Consider the following 22,111-nt stretch of genomic DNA (forward strand, 5'->3'; position numbering starts at 1 on the left):
GCCGCGCCGCCGGCGCTCGCCACATGTCCCGAATGCTCCTGGCACGACGCCGGCACAGACCGGCGCGGCCGGCGCTCGTCCATGCAGCCAACAGCGCAACGAGGCAACAGGCAAGACAACAAGAAGCAGGACAACCGGAAACAGGGAGGAAGAAGTGATTCAAAGCAAGAGACGCTGTATTGCCATTGCCGCCGCCATGGCGGCCATGCAGATGGGCAATGCCAGTGCGGTCGAAATCAAGGGAGAGACCGTCTACGGTTCGTTCGACTCGCAGATCACCACGGGGCTGGCCATGCGGGCGCACGGGATCGACTGCCAGCGCGTGGGCGATCCGAACGCGTCCGGCTGTGCCGGCGACGTGAACACGGCTCAGTTCTCCAATCTGGACAATGGCAACCTGAACTACAAGAAGGGCGACCTGTTCGCTGCGTATGTCAAGGGTACGCACGAACTGCTGCTGAATTTTCCGGAAGACATCAAGTTCATGGCGCGCGGCACCTGGCTATACGATGTCGCCGCCAGCCATACCGAGCGCTCCGACCTGACCAAGGACTCCTTCAACCAGGTGGCGCGCGACACGCGGCTGCTCGACCTGTGGGTCAGCAAGGGTTTTTCGATCGGCGACCAGAGCGCCCGCGTGCGCATTGGCAACCAGGTGATCAACTGGGGTGAAAGTATCTTCGGGCTTGGCGGCATCAACGCGACCAATGCACTGGACATCCAGAAGCTGATGGTGCCCGGCACCCAGATCAAGGAAGCCGTGCTGCCGGCGCCCATGATCAGCTTCGCATCGGGTCTGGGCCACGGATTCAACATGGAGGCGTACTACCAGGTCCAGTGGAACGGCAGCCGCCTGCCGCCGGTGGGTTCGTACTTCTCGCTGACCGACAATCTCGGCCGCGGCGCAGAGCCCTTTAACGTCAGCACGCAGAACCCGAACTTCTCCGGCACTGACGCCACGACGATCGCGCGGTCGCGCGACCAGGGGACCATCCAGTCGGTGCAGCAGGGCATCAACCAGGGCGCATTCGCCGGCCCGCCGTTCAATACCTTCGGCATCCCGCTGCAGCCGAACCAGTACGCCCGCAACTCGGGGCAGTACGGCTTTGCCTTCCACTACAAGCCGGAAGGCACGCAGCTCGACATCGGCACCTACGTCATGAACTATCACGACAAGCTGCCGGTGATGGGCCTGCGCCCCGACGACACCATCCAGGTCCAATACCTGGAGGATCGCAAGCTCTATGGGGTCAGCGCCAACTTCCCGGTGGGAGACTGGGCGGTGGGCTGGGAACTCTCGTACCGGCCGCGCGATGCCGTCGCGCTCTCGGCATGCTATGGGCCAAACGGTCCACTGGACATCATCAGTAACGGCGTGACCGGCGTCAATTGCCAGCAGTGGATCGACAGGAAACGGTTCCAGACGCACCTGACCGGCCTGCTCGCGCTCACGCCGAGCAATTCGGGTGGTTTCCTCAAGCTGCTGGGGGCCGATACCGCGGCGTTCACCGGGGAACTGGTTGCTATCTACTTTCCTGGCGTGAACTCCAACTCGCGCTTCGTTCGCACCGTAGACGGTGTGCAGGTCATGCAAGCCCCGGCACCGGCGTTGCAGCCATGGATGGACAGTTCGACCAACTCCACCCTCGGCTACCCGATCACGGCGGCCAAGGGTACCTCGCTGTCGATGGGCGCGACGGTGGACTTCAACTGGACCTATGACGGCAGGCTGATTCCGGGCTGGCAGGTCACGCCGGGCGTCACGTTCTCCTATTCGTTTATGGGCTATACGCCGACCGCGCTCGGCAACTACATGCAAGGCGCCAAGTCCGCCAACCTCTACGTGCTGTTCAACCAGAACCCCACCAAGTGGCAGGCCGGCATCAACTACACCATGTACTGGGGCGCCAATCCGCTGGCGCAACCGCTTGGAGACCGCAACTTCGTCGGCGCGTTCCTGACCCGGAACTTCTGACGAATTCCACGCGGGTCGCGCAGGCCGCAGGCAGGCGCGACCCCGAACCCACGCACTCTGGAAGTTTGCAGCAATGAACGGATTCGTACGACGCCTGGAAGGCATCCTGTTCGCGCACCGGACCGCAACGCTGGTGGTGATAGGACTATTTACGGCGGTGATGGCCTTCTTCGCCGCCCAGCTACGCATGGAAGCGGGCTTCGAGAAGCAGATGCCGCTGAACCATGAATACATCAAGACCTTCAAGTCCTACCGCGACGACCTGTTCGGCGCCAACCGCCTGACGGTGGTGGTGAAAGCGCGGCACGGCACCATCTGGACCAGGCCCGCGCTGGGCAGGCTCTACGACGTGACGCAAGCCGTGCTGTTCATGCCGAACGTGGACCGGCTCGGCGTGCAGTCGCTGTGGACGCCGAACAGCTACGTCAACGAGATCACGGAGGAGGGCTTTCGCGCCGAACCTCTCATCGATGGCAACATCACGCCGCCGCGTCTCGACGATGCCGTCATCGGCCGTATCCGCTCGGCCACCAGCGACGGCGGTTTCGTCGGCACGCTGGTCTCGCGCGACCAGACCAGTGCCATGATTACCGCCGAACTGGAGGAGCGGGATCGCGACGGCAGGCAGCTCGACTACATCGCATACAACCATCTGCTCGAGAAGCAGCTTCGCGAGCGGTTCGAGGACAAGGACTTCGAGATCCAGATCATCGGCTTCGCCAAGCAGGTGGGCGATATTGCTGATGGCGCCTCCGGCGTGCTGGGATTCTGCGCGATAGCGCTGCTGCTGACCGCACTGGCCGTGTACTGGTACTCCCATTCGGTGCGTTTCACGGTCCTTCCCATCCTGTGCTCGCTGACCTCGCTGGTCTGGCAGTTCGGCACGCTCAGGCTGCTCGGCTACGGCCTCGACCCGCTCGCCGTGCTGGTGCCGTTCCTGGTCTTTGCCATCGGCGTCTCGCATGGGGTCCAGCAGATCAATTTCATCGTCCGCGAGCTGGCGCACGGCAGGAACTCCATGCAGGCGGCGCGCAACAGCTTCACGGGGCTGCTCGTGCCGGGCACGCTGGCGCTGGTGACGGCCTTCGTCTCGTTCATCACCTTGCTGATCGTGCCGGTCCCGATGGTGCGGGAGCTGGCGGTCACGGCGTCGATCGGCGTGGGCTACAAGATCGTCACGAACCTGGTGATGCTGCCGGTGGTGGCATCGTTCTTCCGCTTCTCCCAGGCCTACGCCGACGGGGCGATGGCCCGGCGCGAGCGTCGCTCCCGCTGGCTGCGCGGGCTCGCCCGCGTGGCGCAGCCGCGCACCGCCGTGGCCGTGACGCTGATGAGCGCCTGCCTGCTGGCTGTGGCCATCTATGAAAGCCGCGACCGCGTGATCGGCACGGTGGAGCCGGGCGCGCCGGAGCTGCGGCAGGACGCGCGCTTCAACCAGGATGCCAAGTCCATCGCCGCCAGCTATGACATGGGCCTGGACTGGCTGACCGTGGTGTTCGAGGCAGCCCCGGAATCGTGCGGCAACACGGCCATCGGGGCCTACCAGGACGATTTTTCCTGGGCCATGCGCGACGTGCCCGGGGTGGTGTCCATCAGCGGCTTTTCCAGTCTGCTTCGCACCTACAACACGGGATACAACGAGGGCTACCCGAAGATGTCGGTGGTGCCGATGGATGCCGCCAACTACGCGGCGCTTGCCACCGAGATCGGCCGGCTGCGCGGCTACATGCGCAAGGATTGCAGCATGACGGCCGTCCACCTGTTCCTGGCCGACCACAAGGCGACCACCATTGCCGGGGTGATCCGCGCCGTCAACGCATTCCGGGCCGCCAACGCACGTCCGGACGTGAAGATCAGGCTGGCGTCGGGCAATGCCGGCGTGCTGGCGGCCATCGATGAGGAAGTCGAGCGAAGCGAGCAGCCGATGATGCTGTATGTCTACGCCACCATCATGCTGCTGGTACTGGTGGCGTATCGCGACGTGCGGGCCATGATCGCCTGCTGCCTGCCGCTGACCGTGGCGACCTTCGTCGGCTACTGGTTCATGAAAGCACTCGACATCGGCCTGACGGTGGCGACTCTGCCGGTGATGGTACTGGCCGTCGGCATCGGCGTGGACTACGCCTTCTACATCTATAACCGCCTGCAGGCACACCTGGCCGACGGCCTGCCTATCGCAAGGGCGGTGGAAAGCGCGCTGCTGGAGGTTGGCATGGCCACCATCTTCACGGCGATCACGCTGGCGATCGGCGTGTCGACGTGGGCGTTCTCCGCCCTCAAGTTCCAGGCCGACATGGGCAAGCTGCTGGCGTTCATGTTCCTTGTCAACCTTGTGATGGCGATGACGGCGCTTCCCGCCCTGGCGGTGGTACTGGAACGGTTGTTCCCGCGACGCGGTGCGGTGCGGGTTTCAAACTTCATGTCGCACTGAGGGAGGGCGCATGCAAAAACGGGATCTACGTAAGCTGATCGGACTGCTGGCTGCGGCGGCCGTGACGCTGGGGGGGCAGGCATCGGCCGCTGCTCCGCAGGGCCAGGCGCCGGTGCCGCAATTGATGCCGGCGGTGCGCACGCCATCGGCTGCCACGGCTGCCATCCTCGGCGCCACGCGTGCCGGCAACCGGATCGTCGCGGTGGGCGAGCACGGCGTCGTGCTGCTTTCCGACGACAACGGCAGGCATTTCCGGCAAGCGCAAAGCGTCCCCGTGCGCGCGATGCTGACATCGGTCAGCTTTGCCGATGAAAAAAATGGGTGGGCCGTCGGCCACGCGGGCGTGATCCTGCATACCGGCGACGGCGGCGAGACCTGGACGCTTCAGCGGTCGGACACCGAGGCCGACCAGCCGCTGTTCTCCGTGCTGTTCAGTGACCGCAACCACGGACTGGCCGTGGGGCTGTGGTCGCTGCTGCTGGAGACCGACGATGGCGGACAGACATGGCGACAGCGCGAACTGCCTGCGCCGCCCGGGGCGACCAAGGCCGACCGCAACCTGTTTCGCCTGTTCGCGGCGCCGGACGGGAAGCTGTTCATCGCGGCGGAGCAGGGACTGGTGTTGCGCTCGACGGACCAGGGCAAGTCCTGGCGCTACCTGCCGACGGGCTACAAGGGCAGCCTTTGGGCAGGCGCCGCGGGGCCAGACGGTGCGCTCTATGTCGCCGGGATGCGTGGCACGGTCTATCGCAGCGGCGACGGCGGGGACTCCTGGCGGCAGGTGCCTAGCGGAACGCACAGCGGGCTGACTGACCTTGTGGCGGCGCAGGGCGGCGTAGCAGGTGTCGGCATGGAGGGTGCGTCGGTCCGCAGCAATGGGACGGAAGGCATGGCCGCTGCCACGCGCCCCGACCGCGTCGACCTCAACGCCGTGGTGCTGGCGGCGGACGGCAAGTTGATCGACTTTTCCTCTCGAGGTCCGCTCGCGCCGCGGTGAATGAACGGTTCCGCATCGGGTACAGGCCCACCACGTCGCGCGGTCCCCAGAAGATCGCGTCAGTGGATGGCTTGAAGGTCTCAACACGATGCGGCTCGCTCCGGCCGCAAGTCTCTCTCAATCGCGTCAAGAGGCAGCAGCAGCCGGATGGGCACGACCTTTGCGCGGTCGGCGATCCGAGTTTGCTGCGACAGCCTGAGGTCGCACTGTTCTGGCGCGAGGATTGCCCGCCCCGGTTACAACTCGCGTCATCCGGTTGGCCGAATCCGGATACGGGCGCCCCGATCGCGACCCTATAGTTGCTCCATCCAAGTCCCCCAATACCAGCCATGCGTATTCCACACCTGCGACCGTTCGTGGTCGCCTGCCTGGCGGCACTTGCAGCGTCGGCGGGTTCCGCGACGGTGTACGGCGCGGCGCCGCTGCAGCCCGAGACGCTCAGCGTGCAGCCCATGCCACCGCGTGGCGATCACTTCCTCTATGCGCTCGAGATGTCCGCGCCTACCGACGCGCGCCTGACGGTGTACGACATTGACAAGAAGAAGGTCGTTGCCCAACAGGGAGCGGGGTTCCTGCCTGGCGTGACGCGCTCGGCGGATCATCGCTTTACCTATGTCGCGACGAGCTACTTCTCGCGCGGCACCACCGGCGAACGCACCGATGTCCTGGAGATCACGGACAACGCATCGTTCCGCAAGGTTGGCGAGGTCGTCCTGCCGGCCAAGCACGCGCAGCAGGTGCCGTCGCTGTTCAATACCACGGTGTCGGACGACGGCGGCTTCGTCTACGTCACCAATATCACGCCGGCGACGTCGGTCTCCGTTGTGAACCTGGCTACCCGCAAGCTGGCCGGCGAGATCGACACGGCCGCCTGCGTGCTGACGTACCCGTCCGGCAGGAACCGCTTTGCATCGCTGTGCCAGAGTGGAAAGGCGCTGATTGTCACGCTGGACCAGGATGGCAGGGAAGTCGGCCGCGAGCAGTCGGCTGCCTTCATCGACGTGGAGAACGACCCGGTCTACACCCACGCCGCGCGCTGGGGCAGTGGCTACGTGTTTGTCACATTCAGCGGCAAGGTGACGCCGGCGGACTTCAGCGCAAGTCCTGCGCGGTTCGATGCGCCGTGGCAGCTCGTCTCGCCAGCGGAGGCGCGCCAGGGCTGGCGTCCCGGCGGCCTCCAGCCGTTCGCGGCAAGCGAGGCTACCGGCAAGCTTTACGTCCTCATGCATCAGGGGGGCGAGGGATCGCACAAGGAGCCGGGCACGGAGATCTGGGTCTTTGACGTCGGGTCGCATGCCCGCGTGGCTAGGTGGAAGCTGGCGGCCGAGAAGCTGATGCCGATGGTGACATTGTCGGTATCCGAAGGTGGCAATCCGATCGTCTATGGCAGCACCTACCTGGGCGTGCAGGCGTTCGATGCCGTCAGCGGCAAGCCGGTGCATGCCGACAAGACGCTGGGCAGGGCCGTCGTTCAGATGTTCCCTTTCTGAGGGGGAGTGATGGAAATCGATCCCGTTGTCCTTCGGACTTGCCAGGCGGCCGTCATCGTGGTGTTTGGTGCCGCCGGGTTTTCCAAGCTTGTGAATCCGGAGCGCTTCGGGCGCGCGGTGGCGTCATATGGCTTGCTGCCGGCGTTCCTTGTGGCCCCGGTGGCTCTGTGCCTCGCCCTGGCCGAACTGGCGATTGCCGCGGCCTTGCTTGTCGATCCGTCGCGCCCAGCGGCGGCGCTCGCCGGGCTTGGCCTGCTGGGCCTCTTCCTTGTCGCAATCGGAGTGAGCCTGGCACGCGGCAACCGCGACATCGATTGCGGCTGCTGGGCGTTCGGAGGAAAAGGCGATGGTCATCCGGCGAGGCTCTCCGGATGGCATCTGGCGCGGCTGGCTCTGCTGGCGGCATTCGTGGCGCCATGCCTGTTCGAGCCTGCCCAGCGCACCGTCGAATGGATCGACTATGTCACCGCGACGGGCGGACTGGCCGTTGGCGGCGGCCTGTTTGTCGCCATCGATTATCTGCTGGCCAACGGTGCCGCAATTCAGAAGTTGAGGTCTTGAAATGTCAAATGCTCTCGTTGTTTCGCAAGTCATGCTGTGGGTTGCTGTCGTTGTGCTGGGACTGGTGTGCCTGGCGCTGTTGCGGCAGATTGGTGTGCTGTACGAACGCATCATGCCGGTCGGCGCCCTGGTGGTGGACAAAGGCCCGGCTGTCGGCGCAGTGGCGCCCGCCTTCGACCTGCGCGACCTATACCAGAGCGAAGTCCGGATTGGCGGCATCTCGGCCGACGGACGCAGCACCTTCCTCTTCTTCGTTTCGCCGACCTGCCCGGTTTGCAAGAAGCTGCTCGCGCTGCTGCCGTCCCTGCAAGCCAGTGAGGGTGCCAACTATCGCTTTGTCCTGGCAAGCGATGGTCCCCGCGCGGAGCACGAGGCCTTTTATCGCAAGGCGGGTCTTTCCGCGTTCCCCTATGTCCTTTCGCAGGAACTCGGCATGGCCTACCAGATCGGCCGGTTGCCCTACGCGGTCGTGATCGATGGCGAAGGCAAGGTGCGCTCGAAGGGCCTCGTCAACAATCGGGAACATCTGGAAAGCCTGTTCGAAGCCAACGAAACCGGAACGGCTTCGATTCAGGAGTATGTGGCACGCCGCGACGGGCAGCACGCCCAGGCATGAGGAACAGAAACATGAAATGGATCGACGGACTCTTTGAGCGTTCCGCACGCAGCGTCGCCCAGCGCAATGGCCGCCGCAGCGCGCTCGGCCGGATGGGGCGACTCCTCGTGGGCGCGGCGGCCATGCCGCTGCTGCCGGTGGACCGCCTCGCCTACGCGGCCGGCCCGGCAGCCGCGCCCAAGCTGCCAGCAGGCATCGATGACGAGACCAGTTGCGAATACTGGAAGCACTGCGCCATCGACGGCTTTCTGTGCGCCTGCTGTGGCGGAAGCTCCAGCACCTGCCCGCCCGGCACATCCACCTCGCCCATCACGTGGATCGGCACCTGCCTGAATCCGCACGACGGACGGAACTACATCGTCTCGTACAACGACTGCTGCGGCAGTACCTCGTGTGGCCACTGCATGTGCAACCGGAACGAGCGGGAGCGCCCGATGTACAAGATGTCGCTCAACAACGACATCAACTGGTGCATGGCGAGCCAGCCGTCCACGTACGTCTGCTCGGTTTCCGTCCTGCTGGGAGTCCAGGAGCAATGAGGACCACGACGAAGTACATCAAGGCCAGTCTGTCCCTGGTGATCGCGCTGGGCGTATCGGCAGGCGCGCGGGCGCAGGAGCTCGATGCGGGCAAGACCATCTTTGCGAAGAACTGCGCGGTCTGCCACCAGGCAAATGGGCAGGGCCAGGATGGCCTGGCGCCGGCGCTGAGCGTCTATCCGGCCCGCTATGCGAGCACCGAGGGCGGCCGGGCACTGCTGGCGAACATTGTCCTGTATGGCCTCCTGGGTGCCATCCAGAACGGCGGCAAGCAGTACAACGGGAGCATGCCCAGCTTCCGCACGATGTCGGACGAAGAACTGGCCGGGGTGTTGAGCTATATCGCGCTTGACCTCTCCGGCGGGAAGGCGGCCGGCAGCCAGCCAATCAGCGCTGACGAGGTCAAGGCGCGCCGGGCGCAGAACCTCACGCCGACCGAAGTCAGGCACCTGCGCGAGCAGGTGCTCAAGGATGCTGGGCTGTGAGGCTTTTTCCGGCATGGCGGCCATTGACTGCGTGGATGGCGCTCGCGGCCGTGTCGCTGGCCACGAGCGCATGGGGGCAGCCGGCGGACGAGGCGGTCGCCTACCGGAACTATGTGCTGAATTGCATGGGCTGCCACGGCGCCGCTGGTGAAGGCGTGCCGGGCAATATCCCGCCGCTTCGGGGTGCCATCGGCCTGTTCGTGCATAGCAGTGCCGGTCGGCAATTCATCGTCCGCGTGCCAGGCGCGTCGAACTCCGCGCTGACGGACGATGAGCTCGCTGCGGTGACCAATCTCATGCTCGCGCGCTTTGGCGCCAACCAGTTGCCGGCGGATTTCAGACCCTACACAGGCTCGGAAGTGGCTGCCCTGCGCCGCCCGGCGTATGCCGACGTGGCGACAGTGCGCCACGCCGTGATCGAAGAGCTTCGCGGCCAGGGCGTACCGATGAAGTTCGACTACTGACACACCACCACAGCAGTCGCCGCACCAAATCAGGAGCAAATCATGGAGACGATCGATACTTTCTACATTGGCGGGACGTGGGTGGAGCCGGCACCAGGCTTCACACAGGCGGATATCGTCAACCCTGCGACCGAATCGGTGATCGGCAGGCTGGCGATGGGTACTGCCGGCGACGCGGACCGTGCGGTGGCCGCCGCGCGCGGGGCTTTTCGCGGCTGGTCGGAATCGACCCGCGACGAGCGTATCGCGCTGCTTGAACGAATTATTGCCTGCTACCAGGCGAGACTTGAGGACATCGCACAGGCGGTGCGCATGGAGATTGGTGCGCCCATCACGCTGGCGAGGAACGTACAGGCGACATTGGGGCTCGAGCAACTGAAGGCGACCCTGGCGGCCCTGCGAAGCTTCGAGTTCGAGTCGGCCAGAGGCAGGAATCTGGTGCGACGCGAAGCCATCGGTGTGGCAGTACTCATCACGCCCTGGAACTGGCCGCTTAACCAGATCGCGGCAAAGGTGGCCCCTGCCATTGCCGCCGGCTGCACGGTCGTGCTCAAGCCTTCCGAGATCGCCCCGCTTGATGCGCGTATCTTTGCCGAGGTCATGCACGATGCTGGCACCCCGGCCGGCGTCTTCAACATGATCTACGGCGACGGCGAGACGGTGGGCGCGGCCTTGTCTTCGCATCGTGACGTCGACGTGGTATCGATCACCGGATCAACGCGCGCCGGCATCCAGGTGGCGGTCAATGCGGCGTCTACCGTGAAGCGGGTGGCGCAGGAGCTTGGCGGCAAGTCGGCATTGCTGATCCTCGATGACGCGGATCTGGAAACTGCGGTACGCCATGGTGTGCTGCAGTGCATGGGAAACAGCGGTCAGACCTGTGTCGCGCCAACGCGCATGCTGGTGCCAAGAGAGCGATATGACCAGGCAGTCCGGATAGCCGCGGCCACGGCTGACGCGGTGACCGTGGGCGATCCCGGGGACACCGCTGTCAGCATGGGGCCTCTGTCGAGCCATGCACAGTACGAAAGAGTTCAAGGCCTGATCCACCTTGGCGTGGAAGAGGGCGCGCGCGTCGTGGCGGGAGGCGTGGGTCGCCCGCAGGGTCTGGAGCAAGGCTACTTCGCCAGGCCGACGGTCTTTGCCGGCGTTCGCAATGACATGGCGATTGCACAGGAGGAGATCTTCGGGCCCGTGCTGGTGCTGATCCCCCATGATGGGGATGACGATGCGGTCGCTATCGCTAACGACTCCCCCTACGGGTTGGCCGGGTATGTCGCTTCGGCGGATGTCGAGCGGGCCCGTCGGGTGGCCACCCGGCTGCGTGTGGGCTCCGTACGCATCAATGGGGCGCCCATGGACCTGAGCCTTCCCTTCGGCGGGTACAAGCAGTCCGGAAATGGCCGGGAATTCGGCCCCGAAGGGATTGGCGAGTACCTGGAGACCAAGGCCATCATGGCCTGACCCGGGGCGGCGGCTCTCGTAGACACGAGCTCAGGATTGAGGCGCCGCTCCGATCCGGCCTAGAACGCTCTGCCATTGATCAATGACCATGCACACGATCTTTTCGAGACGCCTTCGCTCACTTCCCGCCGGCAGCCGATCCTCCCCGAACTCAGCTGTGTAAGACACCTTGATTGGGCTCCAACTAGGCACTCGTGTTCCTTGCAACTTCAGGCACCAAGTCATGAAGTCGAGAAAGAACGAGTCGTGCCGCCCGGGACAATGGGTGATGTCGCGTGATGCCCATGGCAATGGTCCGTGGTAAGCGTGGCTCGACAATCTCGACGGCGGACAAATGCCCAGTGGCAACTTCGTGGTCCACAGCAAGCATTGGAAGTATTGTCAAAGCGCCCCCCGAAAGCGCAACCTCCTTCATCGTATTCAACGATTCGACTTCCAGCGCCACATCCAGCGAGATGCCGAGCTGACGCGCGTGCTGGTCGAGAATCGATCGCAGCCCGTTGGGGGCCGGTGGCAGGACAAGCGGAACGCCGTCGAGCTTGCGGAACGGCACCGTCGGTACCCCGGCGAGCGGATGGCCGGGCGCGCAGATCAGGTAAGTGGCGACCTCAGCAAGCACGTCTTCTCCCTGGCGGGGCCCGGGACCATAGCGGTTGATGACCGCCAGGTCCAGATGGCCCGATTCCAGTTCCTCGTCGAGTTGTCCGCTGAAGCCTTCGGCCACGCGCAGCCGGACACCGGGCGCCGAGGCGCGCAGATTCTCGAACAGCGCCGGTATCAGGCGCGGCGCCATTGACGGCAGCACGCCGATCCTCACCTGTCCGAACGGGACGCCCGCCGCGTCCTTGACCTCATCGCGCAGCCGTGCCGACTGGGCCAGCAGCAACTGGACATGCGGGAAGATCCGCTGGCCGAATTCCGACAGCACCACGCCCCGGCCGGTTCGTTCGAACAGCCGGTCGCCCCATTCCGCCTCGATCTGCGCAATCGCACGGCTCACCAGTGACTGGGCTATCCCCAGGGAGCGTGCCGCACGTGACAGCGATCCCACTTCAGCCACCAGCGCCACGGTTTCGAGCTGTTTCAGATTCACACTGGCTCACCATCCATAAAGTGGATATCAGATATCTATGATTATACTCTTTTGAGTTGGCTCAGGACTCCATAAACTGTGGACATCCCTCCCTCAGAGAGGGCTTACGCAATATCTGGAGACAACATGCCGTGCTTTTCCGCTGCACTTCGCGCATTCCGGCGTCCGTTATGCGCCTTGCTCGTCGCTGCCACCCCGGCCGCCTTTAGTGCCCCCGCAGCCGCCTCGACCGGCTATCCCGCCAAACCGATCCGCCTGGTCGTGCCGTTTCCCGCCGGAGGACCCACTGACGCGATGGCGCGACTGATCGGCCAGCACATGTCGCAGCAGCTTGGACAGCCTGTGTTGGTCGACAACCGCGGCGGCGCCGGCGGCACCATCGCCACCGAGGCCGCTGCGCAGGCAGCCCCCGACGGCTATACGCTCTTCTTTTCCACCACCGGTACCATGGCCATCAACCCGTGGCTCTACCGATCGCTGAAGGTGGACCCCCTCAAGTCGTTCGATGCCGTAGGCTCGGTGGCATCCACTGTCAACGTGCTGGTGGTGCCGAACAACCTGCCGGTCGGCAACATCAAGGAACTGATCGCGCTGGCAAAGCAGAAGCCGGGCACGCTGACGTTCGGCTCGGCCGGCAACGGCAGCTCCAACCATCTGTCCGGTGAACTGTTCAAGTCGATGGCCGGCATCGATATCGTCCATGTGCCGTACAAGGGCTCGGCCGCGGCGTTCACTGACTTGCTTGGCGGACGCATCTCGATGATGTTCGACACCGTATCGAGCCAAGGGCAGTACATCAACGCGGGCAAGGTCAAGGCGCTAGGCGTGACCGGCGTGACCCGTTCTGAAGCTCTGCCCAAGGTGCCGACGATTGCCGAGGCTGGCCTGCCTGGCTTCGACGTGACGATCTGGTTCGGCCTGTCGGCGCCGAAGGGCACCACGCCGGATGTGATCCGCCGCCTGAACAGCGAACTACAGGCCGTGCTGGCGCAGGCAGACGTGCAGAAACAGCTCGCCGCATTGGGCGCCCGGCCGCTGCCGGGAACGCCGGCCGAGTTCTCGAAACTGATCCAGCATGACGCGGGCAAGTGGTCGCCGGTGGTCAAGGCATCGGGAGCGACCCTTGACTGAGACCACTGCAACCTTCGACGCGCTGTTCTCGCCGGCATCGGTGGCCGTCATCGGCGCCTCGGACAACCCCAACAAGGTGGGCGGACGACCGATTCACTACATGCGCACCTTCGGCTATGCGGGCGAGGTGTTTCCGGTCAACCCGGCGCGCGAGGTCATCCAGGGCTATCGTGCGTACCCCGATCTTGATGCGATCGGCAAGGCGCCGGACGCCGTCGTGATTGCCGTGTCCGGCGAAGCCACGCTTGGCCAGGTGCGCAAGTGCGGCGCCGCGGGCGTCAAGGCTGCAGTCATCATGGCGTCGGGTTTTGCCGAAACGGGCGAGGCGGGACGCCAGCGGCAGCAGGAATTGGTGGCGGTGGCCAATGCCAGCGGCATGCGGCTGGTGGGCCCGAACGCGCAAGGCACGGCCAACTTCGCCAGCGGCGCGGTGCTCAATTTCTCGACGATGTTCATGGAGGTGGCGCCCCAGGACGGCCCGATCGCGATCATCGGCCAGAGTGGCGCGGCGAGCGTCATGCCTTATGCATTGCTGCGCCAGGCTGGCTACGGCGTGCGCTACCTGGTGGCGACGGGCAACGACGCCGATCTCGACGCCTGCGCGATGACCGCGGCCGTGGCGGCGGACCCCGATGTGCGGTTGATTCTGGTCTACCTCGAATCGGTGTCCGACCCTGCCCAGCTTGCCCGCGCGGCGGAAGTGGCCCGAGCGCATGGCGCCAGCATCGTGGCGATCAAGGCCGGCAACAGCCAACGCGGTGCCAAGGCGGCGGCCTCGCATACCGGTGCGCTGGTCGGCAACGATGCCGCGATCGATGCCTTCCTAGCACGTCACGGCATCTGGCGTGCGCGTGACATTGGCGAACTGGTCCGCGCGGTGCCGCTGTATTTGCAGCAGCGCGCCCCGGGGCAGGGCCGCACGGTCGTGATGAGCCATAGCGGTGCGGTGGGTGTGATGGCGGCCGACCTGGCCGAACGACACGATTTGCCGCTGACCGAACTCCAGCCGGCAACGCTGCGCGAACTGGGCGCGATCCTGCCCGAGTTTGGCACGGCCAGCAATCCGCTCGACATGACAGCGGCGCTGCTAGGCAAGGCCGACATGTTCCCGCGCGTGCTCCAGGCGCTGGGCGCCGATCCGCAGGCCGACATGGTGATGGTTGGCATTCCGGTGGCGGGTCCCGGCTACGACGTCGAGGCACTGGCGCGCGACGCCGCCGACTTCAGCGCGGGCCAAGCCAAGCCGTTGGTGGTCAGCGCGACGCAACAATCGGTCCGCGAGGTCTTCGTGCGACACGGCGTGCCGGCCTTTGTCACCGAAGCCGATGCCGTTGCAGCGCTTGCGCAGTATGTCGCGCATCATCGGCTGGCCGCGGCGGCAACGGTGACGGCGACGGCGTCGACCTGGCCTGACGCGCAGCGCCTCAACGGCAGCGGCTTGCAGGACGAAGCCCGTAGCCTGGCCTTGCTCGCCGAAGCCGGCGTACCCGTCGTGGCGCACCGACTCTGTGACAGCGTGGATGCGGCGGTAGCGGCGTTTGACGCGCTCGGCGGGGTGCCGGTGGTGGTCAAGGGCTGTGCGGCGGACGTCCCGCACAAGAGCGAGCACGGCCTCGTGCAGCTTCGCCTGACCGATGCCTCCAGCGTGGCCCGGGCGGCGCAGGACTGCCTCGACACGCTGCAGCGGCTGGGCGTGGAATCGCCACGGGTCATTGTGGCGACGATGGTCAAGGGCCGTCATGAGTTTGCGCTGGGGGTCTCGGTCGATCATGTGTTCGGGCCGCTGGTGATGATCGGGGAGGGCGGCACACTGCTCGAACTACGCAAGGACGTCGTGACCCTGCTGGCGCCGTTCACGGCCGAAGATGTCAAGGCGGCCTGCGCGAGGCTGCGCCTGGCGCCGTTGTTCGACGGCTATCGCGACATCCCGGCGCTTGATCTCGACGCGCTGGCAGCGTCCGCAGTGGCGCTCGGCGACTGGGCATTGTGTCACCGTACTGCGCTGGCATCGGTGGATATCAACCCGCTGATGGTGATGGCTGCGGGCGAAGGGGTCATGGCGGTCGATGCTGTGGTGGAACTCAAGTGGAATTGAACATGGAAACTGTACGCGTCAAACGGGATAACGACATTGCCATCGTCACGCTGAACCGCCCGACCAGAATGAATGCGGTCAATGACGCCTTGCGCGGCGAGTTGATCGAAGCCCTGGGCCAGCTCAACGCCGAGCCTTCGGTGCGCGCCGTCGTGCTGGCCGGTGCCGGCGAGCGGGCGTTTTGTGCCGGACAGGATCTTGATGAGGCGGCCACGGTGACCTGGCAGCAGCTCGTGCCCTGGCTGAATCGGCAACGGGCGATGTACCAGGCCGTACGCGACCTGGACAAGCCCTGCGTGGCCGCAGTGCGGGGTGTGGCGGCAGGCGCGGGTTTCCAGCTTGCGCTGTGCGCGGACTGGCGGCTGGCCACTGCAGACAGCCGCTGGGGGCAGCCGGAGGTCAAGGCAGGCCTGGCGAGCATCGTCGGATCCTACCTGATGACGCTGCACGTGGGGCACACCCATAACGTGCAGATGTCGCTCTCGGGCGATCTGGTCAGTGGCCAGCGCGCCTTCGATATCGGTCTGGTGACGGCACTATGCGGCGAGACCGAACTGATGGCGCAGGCGCTCGCGCAGGCCAGATCGCTCGCGGCGCTGCCGCCGACCGCCGCGCGCCTGTCCAAGCAGCGCTTTCGCGCCATGACGCAGCCGGGATTTGATGACGCCTGTGTCGCCGGAATCCGGGCGCAACTCGAATGCTATGCCGACGGTGAACCGCAGCGCGTGATGGCTGCGTTCCTCGACAAACGCAACACAAGGGAGTCGCAGTGAAGCAATTTACCCAACATTATATAGACGGCGCACGTCGTCCGATTCGAGCCGGCGAGTCAATTCGCGTCTACGATTCGGCGACCGAAGCCCCGTTGGCTGATGTCTGTCTCGGCACCGCGGGCGATGTGGCCGAAGCCGTGGCGGCAGCCGCGCGGGCGCAACCTGGCTGGCAAGCGCTGGGCGCAGCCGGACGGGCGCCGTATCTGCGCGCGCTGGCCGACGCGCTGGAAGACTGCGCGACGGAGCTGGCGAATGAGATCTCGCGCGAAGTCGGCATGCCGCTGAAGCTGTCGCGTCGGATCCAGGTCGATGCACCAATCGCGGCGTGGCGCGCCACGGCGGCGCTGGCGGACACGTTCGCCTTCGTCCGGACGATCGGCAATTCCCGCGTGACGCTGGGACCGGTCGGGGCAGTAGCCGCTATTACGCCGTGGAACTACCCGCTGCATCAGATCACGGCCAAGGTGGCGCCGGCGCTGCTGGCCGGCTGCACGGTGGTGCTGAAGCCGTCAGAGCTGGCCCCGGCCGTGACCGAACGGATGATGGCCGCGTGCGAGCAGACGAAGCTGCCGCCGGGCGTCCTCAATCTCGTGTTGGGCGGCGCGGCGGTCGGCGAGGCGCTGGTATCGCATCCCGACATCCAGATGGTGTCGTTCACCGGCTCCACGGCTGTCGGCCGCAAGGTCGCCGCGCAAGCGGCCGGCGACATGAAGCGTGTGTCGATGGAACTGGGCGGGAAGTCCGCGTCCGTCGTGCTGCCGGGCGCGGATCTCGCCAGGGCGGTCAAGGCGACTGTCAACTCATGTTTCCTCAACTCGGGGCAGACTTGCAGCGCGACTACCCGGCTGATCGTGCCCCGCGAGGACTACCCGCAGTGCCGGCAACTGCTGGCGGAGGCGGCAGCAGCGGTGAAGCTCGGCGATCCCGCCGATGGCGAAACCCGGATCGGCCCCTTGCTATCGGCGCAGCAGCGTCAACGCGTGCAGGCGCATATCGCCGAAGCGGAGCAGGCAGGCTTTGATCGGATTGCCGGCGGTGCCGATGCGCCGGTGCCAGCAACCGGCTATTTCGTTGCGCCGACCATCTACGGCAACGTCGCACCCGACAGCCGGCTGGCGAACGAGGAGGTCTTCGGACCGGTGCTGGCGGTGCTGTGTTACGACAGCGTCGACGAGGCGATCACCTTGGCCAACAGCACGCGCTATGGGCTGGCAGCAAGTGTCTGGGCTGCCGATGACGGTGCCGGCGAGGTGGTTGCCAACGCGCTGCGGGCAGGGCAGGTGGAGGTCAACGGCGCCCGGTTCAATCCCGCGGCACCGTTCGGCGGCTTCGGTATGTCCGGTATTGGGCGGGAAGGCGGCGTGTATGGGCTGGAGGAGTTCCTGGAACCGAGATCCGTTCAGCTCCCTTAGTACGACATCGAAAGGAATCGCAAAATGTACAGTCAGATTACCGTTGCTCGCGCCGGAAAAAGCGAGCGAATCGCCGTGGTCACCATGAACCGGCCGGACAGGCTCAATGCGCTGACCAAGGTCATGGAGGGCGAACTGCGCGACGCCATGGATTCCATCGATCGCGACGACAACGTGCGCGTGGTGGTGCTGACCGGGGCAGGCAAGGGCTTCTGCGCCGGCATGGACATCAACGAGCTCGAAGTGCTGCCGCCGGGCGATATCCGCGCCGCCCAGTGGATGCGCCCGTTCGACATGAACCGGCGCGCCGATTACCAGACGCGCTATGGCTACTTTCCGGCCATGCGCAAGCCCGTGATCGCGGCAATCAATGGAGCGGCAGCGGGGCTGGGGCTGGTATTCGCACTCTACAGCGACATGCGCTTCGCCAGTGCCGACGCAGCATTCAGTACCGCGTTCGCGCGTCGAGGCTTGATTGCCGAGCACGGCATCTCCTGGCTGCTGCCGCGCGTGGTCGGCCCTGGCCATGCGGCCGACCTGTTGTACTCGGCGCGCAAGGTGCTGGCTGACGAGGCGCTGCGGATCGGCCTGGTCGACCGCCTGGTGGATGCGGACGCCCTCATGGCGATCACGCTCGATTATGCCGACGACCTGGCCGAGAACGTTTCACCCCGATCTATTCGCGTGATGAAACGGCAGCTGTGGGAGCAGCCGTTCCAGTCATTGGCCGAAGCCACGCAAGTCGCCAATGCCGAAATGTTCGAAAGCATCCAGAGCGAGGATTTTGCGGAAGGGGTTGCGCATTTCCTCGAGCGCAGACCTGCCGAATTTTCTGGTCGGTGACCGGCAATCGGTCCCACCGGCGCAAGACCCTGCTTCAGTGCATGATTGCTGACCTCGAAGCTCGACCGTCTCTGACCAGGCTGCCGCTCAAGAGGTAATTACGAGTGACCGCTTCTGTGCCCGGTCGGGCCATCCGGTTAATGCGGCAGCCCAACAGGGGTGCACCCTTCACCATCGCTGTTGGTGGGCGTGCCTGCAAATGCTGAGGCGTTACATTTCGAAGGGTACGGGAGGAGAGGCATGCAGGCCGCCGACGAAACGTCAAAAGGGTACGTCGGGGTATTTGAGTAGCCGCTGCGCAAAAGACTTGAAGTTCTGTTAGCAGCGGCGTCGCCTCAAGCCCTTACTTCGCGCGCAGGGTTACAAAACCATCCTCGAGGTCATGGAGCAGGCCATCAAACGGTTCCAGCCCGATGTGGAACCGCAGGATCCAAGACCGCTGTTCGTGCTGGGGCAGCCATGGGAACATGGTGCCGCGGACCGGCGCGACGAGACTATGAGTACCTCCCCAACTTGCCCCGATTTTGAACATCTTAAACTCTTCGACCATTTCGATAACTCGCTCGTCGGGGATCGCTTCGTCGAGGACGACGCTCAGCAGGCCGTTGCCTTGGCTGAAATAGCGGGCGAATCGCCCATGGTTTTCGTCGGCGGGATGTTGCGGGCAAATCACCCGTGCTACGCTGGATTGCTCCATAAACCACTCCGCAACTAGGAGGGCTCTTCGTTCGTGCTCCGCGACCCGTACGTCGAACGTCTGAAGGCCCCTTAACACCAACGACGCGTCATCAGACGAGACGCCTTCGCCCAGCATGAAGGAGGCCGTTTTCAGACGCTCATACAACTCGCGGTCTTGGACTGTCACGGAACCCATGCAGACGTCGGAATGCCCCCCTGCATACTTCGAGAGGGCGTTGCAGACAATGTCGATTCCATACTCGAATGGGCGAGTCAGGCCGAGCCCCCAAGCATTGTCGATCGCGACTAACGCTCCGTGAGCATGCGCTTCCTGCGCAATCTGCCCCATGTCCTGAACTTCCATTGTGTAGGAGCCGGGGGACTCGAGAATGACCAGGCGAGTCGCCGGCGTGATCCACGGTTGAACCGAAGAGGCATCGGCGGGAATGATCGTATGAGCGATACTCATGCGATTGAGGAAATCCTTACAAAACTCTCGCGTCGAACCGTAGGCATTCTGCGCGACCAAAATGTGGTCGCCGCTCTGCAGCAATGCCAACATCGGAAGGTTGACAGCCGACAAACCAGAGGGCGTCGTCAGGCAATATCGACCTCCCTCCAGCTTGGCAATTTCTTCTTCCAGGTATCGAACTGTGGGGGTACCGTACAAGCCATAGCTAAAGCCATCAAACAAACGACTACGGCGATTTGTAAAGTCTTCGACGGTTTTGAATTTAAGCGTTGAAGCCCGATGAATCGGCACGGAAAACCCCATGAACTCCGGCATTTCCTCGAGGCGGTGATGCATATCAGTCGGGAAGACAGTAGTATTTTTCACTTGAGTTCCTTTTTTTTGTATACAACGCAGGTTGCGCAACGTGATTTAGACGGAAACCTGCGACAGGAAGGTCTTTGCCCGTGCCGATTTGCGTTCGCTCTCGCCAAAGAAATCGCTAACTGGGAGGTCATCGACAATTCTGCCGGCGTCCATAAACACAACGCGATCGCCCACGCGACGTGCGAAGTTCATCTCATGTGTCACGCAGAGCATGGTCATGCCTTCGGCTGCGAGACCGGCCATGACGTCAAGCACCTCGTTCACCATCTCAGGATCGAGCGCGGATGTCGGTTCGTCGAACAGCATCACGACTGGATCCATGCACAGAGCGCGCGCAATGGCCACACGTTGTTGCTGACCTCCGGAGAGTTGACCAGGATATTTGTGCTGATGCGCCAGCATGCCGACGCGATCCAGCAAGGACCGCGCCTTCGACCGAGCCAGGGTCATGTCGCGTTTTAGCACTTTGACCTGGCACAGTGTTAGATTCTCGGCGACAGTCAGGTGCGGAAAGAGCTCGAAGTGTTGAAACACCATGCCAACGCGGCTCCTCACCTCCGGCAGCTTCGTTTTGCTGTGTCGAAGAGACATGCCGTCCACCGTGATATCACCACTTTGAAATAGCTCGAGGCCATTAATGGTACGAATCATCGTCGACTTTCCCGAGCCAGACGGTCCGCAGATGACCACTACCTCGCCGCGACTGACAGACAGGCTGCATTCGGCAAGGACCTTCGTGCTGCCATACCACTTCGAAACACTATTGAGTTCGATCATTTCAACTAGCCATCAATATGACAACACTTTCTGCCGGCTCTTAAAAATCGAGACTGCACCGACTCCCAGCGAGCAAATCGCAAGATAAACGACTGCAACAAATAAGTACATCTCGACCAGGCACCCATCTCGCTGCGCAATTTTTGTTGCAGCGCCCAGAAAGTCATTCAGACTGATGACATAGACCAGCGAGGTGTCTTTTACCAAGGCGATCGTCTGATTGATTAACGACGGTGTCATGTTTCTAAATGCCTGGGGCAAGACAACGAGCCGCAGCGCCTGAGAACGTGACATGCCCATTGCCAACGCCGCCTGCATTTGCCCGCGTCGAACGCTACCAATCCCGGCTCTCACGATTTCGCAATAATAGGCAGACTCTGCGAGGACAAACGCCATCAATGCCGAAAAGACGGCACTCACGGAAAGGTTCGGATCGCCCGTGACGACGCGCGCAATAGGTGGCGCAAGAAAATAGAACCAGAAAATAGTCAGAATGAGAGGAATCGAGCGGAAAAGGTTGACGTAAGCCTCGACGACCCGCCGCAATGTATGTCCACCGTATGTCTTTCCGATGGCCAGTAGAGTGCCGATGACTACGCCGAGCACCATTGCGACCACAGTCATGAGAAGCGTGGTGTACATTCCATCAACCAACACTGGCCACGCACGGGCAATGGAATTCCAGTCGAATGAATAGTTCACGCTACTACCCCCAACGCGACGGACTTATCGGATCGCCGCTCTAGCCAGTTCATCAAGTGGACGACCAGGTATGCGAGTCCCATGTATATGAGGGTCGCCGCAGCAAAAGCTTCGAAAGGCTGTGCGCTGAATTCGCTGATTTGTCTAGTCTGTCCGGTCAATTCCATCAGTCCAATCGTCAGAGCGACCGCGGAATTCTTGATGACGTTCATAAAATCGGATGTCAGCGGGGGTATCACAATACGGAAGGCTTGAGGAAGAATGACATAGCGGTATACCGCGACGGACCTCATTCCAAGGGCTTTTGCGGCCTTCGCTTGGCCACTAGGAATGGATTCGATACCACTGCGGATCACCTCGGCTGCCTTTGCGGCCGTGTATAGCGTCAAGCAAACAAGGATCGTGAGAAACTGATTCGTCGTCGGATCAAGGTTCTTGATCGCTTCGCCCCATTTTTCTGGCAGAAGCTCCGGAATAACAAAGTAAAAAATAAATAACTGAACAAGAAGCGGTGTGTTTCTAAAGACGTGTACGTAAATTAATGATAGAAGACGTATGGATTTGTTGGGAACGGTGCGTGCGATGCCAGCCAATGTTCCCAAGCCGAGAGCTATAACCCAGGAAGATAGCGAGAGTAGCACTGTCCACCCTAAACCAACGAGTAACATATGGCCGTATGTGCCCTCACCAGTGACAGACGGATGGAAGAATATCGATAAATCCCAATTGTAGTTCATGACTAATTCC

Annotated in this window: 20 protein-coding genes; 15 read left to right on the forward strand and 5 right to left on the reverse strand. The window is 63.4% G+C overall.

All coding sequences use genetic code 11. The features are described from left to right. Positions 1-196: 196 nt before the first annotated feature. From ACIGJC_RS19315 to ACIGJC_RS19360, 10 genes are all read left to right on the forward strand, one after another. Positions 197-1,975 carry a DUF1302 domain-containing protein gene (locus ACIGJC_RS19315; RefSeq protein WP_220631913.1) on the forward strand — a complete coding sequence of 593 codons (1,779 nt, stop codon included), beginning with the start codon at positions 197-199 and terminating at the stop codon, positions 1,973-1,975. Positions 1,976-2,048: 73 nt separating this feature from the next. Continuing rightward, positions 2,049-4,406: an efflux RND transporter permease subunit gene (locus tag ACIGJC_RS19320; RefSeq protein ID WP_483713723.1), complete on the forward strand. Its 2,358-nt coding sequence runs from the start codon at positions 2,049-2,051 to the stop codon at positions 4,404-4,406. 10 nt (positions 4,407-4,416) lie between these two features. After that, positions 4,417-5,403 (forward strand): WD40/YVTN/BNR-like repeat-containing protein, encoded by a 987-nt coding sequence (locus tag ACIGJC_RS19325; protein WP_483713724.1) that lies wholly within the window; start codon positions 4,417-4,419, stop codon positions 5,401-5,403. A 329-nt stretch (positions 5,404-5,732) separates the two neighbouring features. Then, positions 5,733-6,893, forward strand: a complete 1,161-nt coding sequence (locus tag ACIGJC_RS19330) for an amine dehydrogenase large subunit (protein ID WP_483713725.1) — start codon at positions 5,733-5,735, stop codon at positions 6,891-6,893. 9 nt (positions 6,894-6,902) lie between these two features. Next, complete coding sequence (locus ACIGJC_RS19335) at positions 6,903-7,454, forward strand: MauE/DoxX family redox-associated membrane protein (protein WP_483713726.1); 552 nt, start codon at positions 6,903-6,905, stop codon at positions 7,452-7,454. Position 7,455: 1 nt separating this feature from the next. Beyond that, a complete protein-coding gene (mauD, locus tag ACIGJC_RS19340; RefSeq protein WP_483713727.1) occupies positions 7,456-8,070 on the forward strand; it encodes a methylamine dehydrogenase accessory protein MauD in 615 nt (204 codons plus the stop codon). An 11-nt stretch (positions 8,071-8,081) separates the two neighbouring features. Then, on the forward strand, positions 8,082-8,609 hold the full coding sequence (locus ACIGJC_RS19345) for a methylamine dehydrogenase light chain (protein WP_220631701.1): 528 nt from the start codon (positions 8,082-8,084) through the stop codon (positions 8,607-8,609). Continuing rightward, the gene (locus ACIGJC_RS19350) at positions 8,606-9,094 is read left to right on the forward strand and encodes a c-type cytochrome (RefSeq protein ID WP_483713728.1); all 489 of its coding nucleotides are present in this window, start codon (positions 8,606-8,608) and stop codon (positions 9,092-9,094) included. The genes ACIGJC_RS19345 and ACIGJC_RS19350 overlap by 4 nt, the downstream gene beginning before the upstream one ends. A gap of 23 nt (positions 9,095-9,117) precedes the next feature. Continuing rightward, positions 9,118-9,558 carry a c-type cytochrome gene (locus tag ACIGJC_RS19355; protein ID WP_483713729.1) on the forward strand — a complete coding sequence of 147 codons (441 nt, stop codon included), beginning with the start codon at positions 9,118-9,120 and terminating at the stop codon, positions 9,556-9,558. 42 nt (positions 9,559-9,600) lie between these two features. Further along, on the forward strand, positions 9,601-11,022 hold the full coding sequence (locus ACIGJC_RS19360; protein WP_483713730.1) for an aldehyde dehydrogenase family protein: 1,422 nt from the start codon (positions 9,601-9,603) through the stop codon (positions 11,020-11,022). A gap of 184 nt (positions 11,023-11,206) precedes the next feature. On the opposite strand, the gene ACIGJC_RS19365 is transcribed toward ACIGJC_RS19360, so the two are convergent. Beyond that, entirely contained in the window at positions 11,207-12,115 is a 909-nt protein-coding gene (locus tag ACIGJC_RS19365) for a LysR family transcriptional regulator (protein ID WP_483713732.1), read from the reverse strand. A 126-nt stretch (positions 12,116-12,241) separates the two neighbouring features. On the opposite strand from ACIGJC_RS19365, the gene ACIGJC_RS19370 reads away from it, so the two are divergent. The 5 genes from ACIGJC_RS19370 to ACIGJC_RS19390 are packed head-to-tail and all read left to right on the forward strand — an operon-like array spanning position 12,242 to position 18,369. After that, a complete protein-coding gene (locus tag ACIGJC_RS19370) occupies positions 12,242-13,246 on the forward strand; it encodes a Bug family tripartite tricarboxylate transporter substrate binding protein (RefSeq protein WP_483713733.1) in 1,005 nt (334 codons plus the stop codon). Further along, entirely contained in the window at positions 13,239-15,341 is a 2,103-nt protein-coding gene (locus ACIGJC_RS19375) for an acetate--CoA ligase family protein (protein WP_483713735.1), read from the forward strand. The genes ACIGJC_RS19370 and ACIGJC_RS19375 overlap by 8 nt, the downstream gene beginning before the upstream one ends. A gap of 2 nt (positions 15,342-15,343) precedes the next feature. Next, positions 15,344-16,114, forward strand: a complete 771-nt coding sequence (locus ACIGJC_RS19380) for an enoyl-CoA hydratase/isomerase family protein (RefSeq protein WP_483713737.1) — start codon at positions 15,344-15,346, stop codon at positions 16,112-16,114. Next, on the forward strand, positions 16,111-17,526 hold the full coding sequence (locus ACIGJC_RS19385; RefSeq protein WP_483713739.1) for an aldehyde dehydrogenase family protein: 1,416 nt from the start codon (positions 16,111-16,113) through the stop codon (positions 17,524-17,526). Before ACIGJC_RS19380 ends, ACIGJC_RS19385 begins: the two co-directional genes overlap by 4 nt. A gap of 24 nt (positions 17,527-17,550) precedes the next feature. Further along, the gene (locus tag ACIGJC_RS19390; protein WP_483713740.1) at positions 17,551-18,369 is read left to right on the forward strand and encodes an enoyl-CoA hydratase; all 819 of its coding nucleotides are present in this window, start codon (positions 17,551-17,553) and stop codon (positions 18,367-18,369) included. Between the two features lie 343 nt (positions 18,370-18,712). Here the strand turns inward: ACIGJC_RS19390 and ACIGJC_RS19395 are convergent, their stop codons facing one another. Genes ACIGJC_RS19395 through ACIGJC_RS19410 form a run of 4 tightly spaced genes read right to left on the reverse strand, consistent with a single transcriptional unit; the run spans position 18,713 to position 22,101 of the window. After that, positions 18,713-19,885: a trans-sulfuration enzyme family protein gene (locus ACIGJC_RS19395; protein WP_483713741.1), complete on the reverse strand. Its 1,173-nt coding sequence runs from the start codon at positions 19,883-19,885 to the stop codon at positions 18,713-18,715. Between the two features lie 45 nt (positions 19,886-19,930). Next, positions 19,931-20,662, reverse strand: coding sequence for an amino acid ABC transporter ATP-binding protein (locus tag ACIGJC_RS19400; protein WP_483713742.1), 732 nt, complete (start codon positions 20,660-20,662; stop codon positions 19,931-19,933). Positions 20,663-20,674: 12 nt separating this feature from the next. After that, positions 20,675-21,364: an amino acid ABC transporter permease gene (locus ACIGJC_RS19405; RefSeq protein WP_483713744.1), complete on the reverse strand. Its 690-nt coding sequence runs from the start codon at positions 21,362-21,364 to the stop codon at positions 20,675-20,677. After that, positions 21,361-22,101: an amino acid ABC transporter permease gene (locus tag ACIGJC_RS19410; protein WP_483713746.1), complete on the reverse strand. Its 741-nt coding sequence runs from the start codon at positions 22,099-22,101 to the stop codon at positions 21,361-21,363. Before ACIGJC_RS19410 ends, ACIGJC_RS19405 begins: the two co-directional genes overlap by 4 nt. Positions 22,102-22,111: the final 10 nt, after the last annotated feature.

It is taken from the genome of Cupriavidus sp. C3SS-1 (genome assembly GCF_057073755.1).